The 7,106-nt window shown below is 34.5% G+C and carries 6 protein-coding genes; all 6 read right to left on the bottom strand.

Going from position 1 to position 7,106, the window contains the following annotated elements; translation table 11 throughout:
* Positions 1-159: 159 nt before the first annotated feature.
* From AB5062_RS02555 to AB5062_RS02530, 6 genes are read right to left on the bottom strand one after another with little or no spacing between them, the layout of a single operon-like run.
* Positions 160-1,395: a glycosyltransferase gene (locus tag AB5062_RS02555; protein WP_032953536.1), complete on the bottom strand. Its 1,236-nt coding sequence runs from the start codon at positions 1,393-1,395 to the stop codon at positions 160-162.
* 9 nt (positions 1,396-1,404) lie between these two features.
* Positions 1,405-2,424: a glycosyltransferase family 2 protein gene (locus AB5062_RS02550; RefSeq protein WP_050505509.1), complete on the bottom strand. Its 1,020-nt coding sequence runs from the start codon at positions 2,422-2,424 to the stop codon at positions 1,405-1,407.
* Between the two features lie 46 nt (positions 2,425-2,470).
* The gene (locus AB5062_RS02545; RefSeq protein WP_032953537.1) at positions 2,471-3,478 is read right to left on the bottom strand and encodes a glycosyltransferase family 2 protein; all 1,008 of its coding nucleotides are present in this window, start codon (positions 3,476-3,478) and stop codon (positions 2,471-2,473) included.
* Entirely contained in the window at positions 3,475-4,893 is a 1,419-nt protein-coding gene (locus AB5062_RS02540; protein ID WP_032953538.1) for a flippase, read from the bottom strand. The genes AB5062_RS02545 and AB5062_RS02540 overlap by 4 nt, the downstream gene beginning before the upstream one ends.
* A 13-nt stretch (positions 4,894-4,906) precedes the next feature.
* Positions 4,907-6,190 carry an NAD(P)/FAD-dependent oxidoreductase gene (locus AB5062_RS02535; RefSeq protein WP_117795205.1) on the bottom strand — a complete coding sequence of 428 codons (1,284 nt, stop codon included), beginning with the start codon at positions 6,188-6,190 and terminating at the stop codon, positions 4,907-4,909.
* Complete coding sequence (locus tag AB5062_RS02530) at positions 6,183-7,094, bottom strand: NAD(P)-dependent oxidoreductase (protein ID WP_022508252.1); 912 nt, start codon at positions 7,092-7,094, stop codon at positions 6,183-6,185. The genes AB5062_RS02535 and AB5062_RS02530 overlap by 8 nt, the downstream gene beginning before the upstream one ends.
* Positions 7,095-7,106 lie beyond the last annotated feature (12 nt).

Below are 7,106 nucleotides of genomic sequence, written 5' to 3'. Positions count from 1 at the left end.
GCTATACATAAATCCTAAAATTTTTGTTCGCAGCGAAGATAGAGATTTCAATTATGAGCCAATTTTTGACTGCTTACATTTATTAGTTGGAATATTAATTTTCAGCATCTTAGAACATTATTGAGAACAAGGCTAATCGTAATTTCATTTTCAAAGTATTTATTGTATGTTGCCCAACTCTCGATGAAGTGTAAGTACTTTGCCATAAGAGCAATGATTTACAATAAAATTTCTAGCATTCAAAGTCAATTGATGATAACGGGAAGCATCCTCAAATATCCATTCGATACCTTTTGTCAAGTCCGAACTTTTTTTATATTTTGCCAAATAACCAGTAATTTCATGTTTAATTAAATCTGGAATACCACCAATATCAAATCCGACACAGGGCACTCCACAAGACATGGCTTCTACTATGACATTCGGATAATTATCCGCCAATGAAGAAGATACAAACACATCGGAAGCATTATATACCAATATCATCGAATAATCATCACTCAGATAACTAGTAAAATGAACATCTATATCCAAGCCCTCAAAGGGTTTCTCATCTACATATCCAAAAACTAGGCATTCATATTTGTCCTTGTCCAATTTTCGAATACACTCCTTCAAGTATTCCCATCCTTTATAGGGACTATTCACATTCACAGCACCAAACAGAATTGTTTTTTTATTAGAATTTAATCCAAAAAGTTCTTTGGCGTTTTTTTTATCCAGAGGCTTATATTTATCTGTATCTAGCACATTGGGACATACAAAAACCTCATGCCCACGAAATAAAGTACTATTCCTAGCACAGCTTGCCAACCATTCACTAGGTGTAACGACTTTTAAATTAGAATATTTCGTCCAATGTTTCAATTTCTGCCTAAATTGCTTTTGTGCGATATCTCCCCACTTACAATGTTGCAACGTTTCACAATCAACACATTCTGTTTCGTACTTTGTACATTGAAAAGCATGATGACACCCTCCTGTCAAAGGATACATGTCATGCATATACCAAAAAATTGGTTTCCCTGTTTTTAATAATCTCTCTATTCCATGTATACTCAACGTAGAAGCATTTATCCAATGTAAATATATAGCATCTGCCTGTTGCACCAAAGGATGCTTATCAACCCTATGTCCAAACAGAGCATAACAAAAATCAGCACGTGGTTTAAATCTTCTAATTACAAAAGAATGGAGAAAATTATATAAGTTATCCAAAACTTGGAGTTGTACTCGGTTTTTACGCAATACATAAATTGTATTATCCCGCGTCATTTTCAATACAACAAGCATATTGGAATTAAGCCCTATTCTATTCATTGCTTCATTATGCCGATAGGCGGCTATACCAGCCCCTCCTGACTTATCTGAATAATTTATATGAAGAATTTTCATAAAAGTGCATTATCTTTTAAGACTGTTTTCTAATTTTTGTAGTAATAATAGCAAATGACGAAATCTATTAGGAAAAATAATTCCTTTTCGAAAGTATTTAACATAAGATACCATATACATGGCTTGGTTACTAAATTTTTTATAGAAATCCAAATTATAAGAAAAAATCATTTTGTCAATCTTATTCAATATTTCTATATTACAAAGTTCTTTTCTCTTACTTAAAAGTTCTACCCTATAGATTAATTCAATCTGTACTTGCAATACATTCTCGACATATTTTCTCCTACAAACAGAAATATCATTCTTGTAATCCGTTAACCGAATTAACATCTGCATTACAATATTCTCTATCATTCCTATATTGCGACAAAGAGTACCCCAGTCCATTGTTTGTCCCTCTCTTCCCAATGTATATCGATAAAGAGATAAATTAAAAAAAACGGCAGAATCGGCTTTCAACATGGGATAAAAAATCCATTCTTGATCTGTATAAGAAATACCTTCTGTCTGGATATAATCCATATTTTTAAGAAGGGAACGTTTATAAATAACATTATGCATGCTAAAATATTCGACAACATCGCTATCAATATTTACCACTTGGCCATCTGCATAATTTAAAAAGAAACTTTCTGTTTTTTCATTCCTTACAATAACATAATTAGTTAATATAACATCTGTATCAATATTCATTAATCGCTGAATAACATCCTGTAAAGCTCTAGCATTAAAGCAGTCATCTGCATCCAAAACTTTTATATATTTCCCGGTTGCCTCCTTTAATCCTCTATTTATACAACTTCCATAATTCCCATTTACTTTATCAATTACATAAAATGTATTAGGATATTTATCTTGATATTCGCGTGCTATTTTTGATGAACGATCTTTACTTCCATCATTAATAACAAAAACTTCCAGTTCATCCATTCCCTTATCAATAATTAATGAATCCAAACAATGACGAAGGTATGGTTCCATATTATATGTAGGGATTATTATAGATAATAATTTCGTTTGCATCATGTATATAATATTATTTACGTTTTCAAAGTATAGAACGTTTTTCAATTTATAGTTCTAATTTATAATGCCCAAATTCCAAAAGTCTATTTACTATGATTATTATCAATTTGTCATCGAACCTCATTTTATTAGTTAACGAAACATCTTTCTTTCCCCAAAGAATAGCAAATTTGATTTTAGAAATATTATAATTTGCCTTTACAATCCTATTTAGAACAAAATTGGGAAGACCGATATGTTTTTTCATACAGTTTCTAAAATGCCGATCCACCTCTGCAAACTTATCGTAAACTGTTAATGACTCATTTTCAGCCACACGATAGTTGAATGTAGGAATACAATTATAGACACTACCATAACGAAATGTATAGTGAGCCTGCATGGCATAATCTGACGCCGGATAAAATTCAGGATCATATCCACCTATTTCCAATAAGCATTTTTTAGAGAACAAACATCCCACGCCAAATCCTGCAGAACCAATAAATTGATTAAATAAAGTATAAGGATAACAGTCACATGAAACTAAGATTCCCCATTTACGTTTAGAAAAATATTCGCTTGAGGAAAATATAGTTTCCCTATCATCCATTTTGTTAAATGCTGAAAATATAGCCTTATCACCTGTTTTTTTTTGAAGCTCCATTAATCTAGATAATGCACTCGGTAATAGCATATCATCATCATGGCAATAAGTCACAAAAGGTGCTCTTGCCAATTCAATACCTCTATTCCAATTACCTAACATTCCTATATTTTTTTCATTCTTGTAATACAAGACCTTAGGACTTTTAAATTCTTCTACAATCAATTGGTTACTAGTCGGTCCATCAGTCTGATCATTATTATCAATCACTATAATTTCATAATCACCAGTATAGTCTTGATTAATTGCTGAGCTCAATGATTTCCGAAAATAATCAGGATGATTAAACACCGGCATAATAATAGATACTTTAGGACTCTTACAATAATTTAAATTGCCCCATAACAGATTGCTCTTAATCCCTTTATAGAGGGAAAAATTATCTTTTATTTCTAATATATCTCTCATCGGTTTATTATTTTGAAAATCATTTCTTTCATAAACTCATCTCTCATTAGAAGTAAAGCACCCACATAAACCAAGGCACCTACCATACTCCAAGCTACAACACAAACAATATGATCACCATAAAAAAAGCCCTTATAGACCACTAGAGCCATTACTAGAGTTGAAACAATGGATTTGATAGGAATAAAGTCATGAAATTTTAATTTCATATACCTCATTGCAAAAATATAATGTACCAAAGTAATCACCATTTCAGCACATACCACCGAAATAGCTACACCGATATAAGAATATCTGGGGATTAAAAAGAAATTCAACACTAGATTTACTAATGCTCCAGTAACGACTGCATAATTACCATACTTTTCTTTTCTTATAGGATAAAGTATCTGTAAGCCTAAAAATGACGACCAGGGAATGATGATAAGCAAAAATGACAATATTTGCAGAACTATAACAGAAGGCAGAAATTCTTTACCGCTAAATACCAATATAATCGGTTTTGCCAAAATTACTAAACCTGCTATCATAGGTAACGCTATATAATTTAACAAGTTAATAGTTTTCTTTTGCAATAAAACAGCTTCCTCTTCCTTACCGCTACCTACTAAATAAGACATTCTCGGAATAATTGTAGAAGTCACCGCTGTAATAATAGTCATTACCAGACTCACAACTTTATTGCCTGTTGTAAAAAATCCTACAGCTTCCATTGTTCCCAAAGCACCTACCATAATACTATTTAAATTAGTATAAAGACTGACAGCTATAGTACCTAGAAATAAAGTCGAAGCTCCCCTAGTATGTTTCCAACAATCAACTAAAGAAAAGCGAAGTTTTACATATTTATTAATCCGAATCAGATTTAATATATTATTACCACAAGTTCCTACAATTGAAAGTATAGCATAAGCCAGTAAATCAGACTTGTCATGAACAAAAATAAAAAGCCCAACTATTGAAACAACTTTTATTATCAGACTTCGAACTGTAATATACCTAAAATCTTCTATACCTTGGTAAAACCAGTCAAAACTGATACAGCTCATCAAAACCGATAATCCTATAATAAAATAAAGCAATAAATATTCTCCACTAATCAATAATGCCACCACAGAATATGCTAGATAAACAATAAAGGTTGCTATTACATTAGCAGTAAATATTGAATTTACAATATTGCCAAATTCTTCAGGTTTATCCTTTACATTTGCTATTTCACGTACCCCATATATAGGAAATCCCAATGAGGCAAATAATGTAAAATAGGCTGCAATGGCTGTGACATAATTAAATAGTCCAATAGTGTCTGGACCTAACACACGAGATACATAAGGAAAAGTAACCAAAGGGAAAACTAAGTTACTTCCTACCCGTACAGAATTCCAAAAAATATTTTTTTTTAATGAAGTCATAAAGCAAATACAACTATGCCTTCAAATTTAATCCACTCATCAAACTCTGATCACTCCACAGATATCCCCATTTTCCAAATCTCCCAATCGTTTCAATACCAAGGGAAAAAAGGTAATCACGGACAGTCTTACGGGCTTCATAAATATTATGATCAAAAATGACATTGGCGTATGGTTCGAAACGGATATCAGTAAAAAGGATATCTTCTTGTTTTAAAATGTTTAAAGAAACAAGTTTTCCCACTGAACGTGCCAACAGCTCTTCCCGGGTATATTCATTACGGTTACAATACACTTCCATCTGAAGTGAGGAACAACCTTCGGGAACATTGTCGGGCGACTTCAAGGAAGGTGAGTAGACGCGAGCAGGAAGAATATCCTCATCATAAATGTACCACCAAAGATAAGGAGGGATATTCTTCGTCTTCAGTCCGACCGATATCTGATAACCACAGGTACAGTGTAACCGTGCAACTGCATTGCAAACATCAACAGGAACGTTTTTCAGCATCTTAATTACCTCAGGAAGCGGAAGACTGCTAATCAAACGGTCAAATTGATATTCATCGCCTTTTGATGTACGAAGAAGACGATTCTCTACATCTATCGATATGACCTGTTGGTTATAACGAATATCCTGGTTTTCTACCAAAGCAGACAAAAACTGCTTAAACCCACCTTTTCGTGGATAACGCATCTCCTTACTATAATAGGTTACAGGAGTTTCGGATGTATTGCACCCCTGTATCACTTCTTCAACGGAAGGCTGGTATAAACGGCTTCCTTCCCGGCTGCCCATCCATCTTGTTTCCAAATCCTTTGCCTCAGTCATCCAATATTTCTTAGTATAAGGAATCGGGAAATGTTCTGCAAAAAAATGACCGAATTGAAGCCGTAACCATTGGTCGTAATTTTGTATCTGAGAAGAGTCAATATCTGTCGGACGGGATAAAAAATCTCTTACTACGGCATCCTTCATCTTCTGACTGAGCGGATAAAGATTATTTTGGGCCGGATGCTTTATCCATATTCCCTGATAAAGATTATATGCATTAGGAACATGTCTGAATACATCTCCGGCTCCATCCATAAAGATTCTATTTACTTGTTCATCTTTAGCAAAGGAAAAATGAACAAAACGGTCAAAACGGAAACCGTCAATGGTAAAGTTACCGCAAAGACCTCCATAAGTAGTATCCTTTTCCAAAACTACAGTCTGCTGACCATTGCAAGATAATTTGTATGCAGCTCCAAGACCGGATATTCCAGCACCAAGGATTAGAACGGGATTATTCATTTTCATATGTCTTCATATCTTCATGCAATATCCTGATACCCTCCTTCAAGGAGATGGACGCCTTCCATCCCAGCAAAGTGATGTTCCTATTTATAGGAGCCACGGCATACATGGCATCAGAAGGAGAATACGGGCGGCCGCCCCAATTTGCTTTTACGGGACGGTTCCAGACTGACTCTATCATATCCGCCACTCCGCGTAACGAATGCCCCTCACCTGTTCCAAGATGAAACTGGTAATAGCTGTCTTTCAAGTTATCCAAGGAAAGGATTAATGTATAAAAGAAATCTGCTATATCATCAACATGTATGAAGTCAAGTACCTGGTTACCCGGAGAAAAATCCACGGGCTTTTCCGCCTTTACCGCATCGACCAGATAATCAATCACCTTCTTGCTTGAATTATACCGCCCATAGGGAGAGTAGACTACCACATTAATCCAATTCCAACATGACTGTGCCTGATAATACCTTATAATAGGGCGTACCGCTGTTTTGGTAGCGGAATAAAGATTATTGGGCAAATATTCACCCGCGCCATTTAAAAATTCAGTAAATGTACCTATATTAATGAAGTGGCTACAGGAAGTATGGGAAACTGCTTCAAGCAAGTGGGTGGTAAACAGGATATTTGATCCAATCAGTTTTTCTATGGACATATCATCCCTTCTTGCAGTAAAGAAAGTTGCCATATGGATGACAACATCAGGAGAATAACCGATAACCTGCTTGCACCATTCGCCCTCTGTCGTAGCAATTATTTCCAAGCAAAGACCAGGAAACATGCTTTCTGCTTTCTGTCTGTCCCTTACCAACAGACAAATATCTGTCAATGAATGACTGAACAGATAAGGAATCAGTGTCCTACCTACAAATCCGGTAGCTCCTGTAATCAATATCTTCATAAAGCTACAATG

The organism is Phocaeicola sp. RTP21359st1_B8_RTP21360_211022 (assembly GCF_040911965.1).
GTDB lineage: Bacteria > Bacteroidota > Bacteroidia > Bacteroidales > Bacteroidaceae > Phocaeicola > Phocaeicola vulgatus.
The sequence above is the reverse complement of the archived record's forward strand: the minus strand, read 5'-3'. Positions and strand labels throughout refer to the sequence as shown.

Bases quoted from the DNA above. Each gene is read 5' to 3' on its own strand.
- AB5062_RS02550 (WP_050505509.1), bottom strand. From the start codon at position 2,424: ATGATGCAAACGAAATTATTATCTATAATAATCCCTACATATAATATG.
- AB5062_RS02535 (WP_117795205.1), bottom strand. From the start codon at position 6,190: ATGAATAATCCCGTTCTAATCCTTGGTGCTGGAATATCCGGTCTTGGA.
- AB5062_RS02555 (WP_032953536.1), bottom strand. From the start codon at position 1,395: ATGAAAATTCTTCATATAAATTATTCAGATAAGTCAGGAGGGGCTGGT.
- AB5062_RS02545 (WP_032953537.1), bottom strand. From the start codon at position 3,478: ATGAGAGATATATTAGAAATAAAAGATAATTTTTCCCTCTATAAAGGG.
- AB5062_RS02530 (WP_022508252.1), bottom strand. From the start codon at position 7,094: ATGAAGATATTGATTACAGGAGCTACCGGATTTGTAGGTAGGACACTG.
- AB5062_RS02540 (WP_032953538.1), bottom strand. From the start codon at position 4,893: ATGACTTCATTAAAAAAAAATATTTTTTGGAATTCTGTACGGGTAGGA.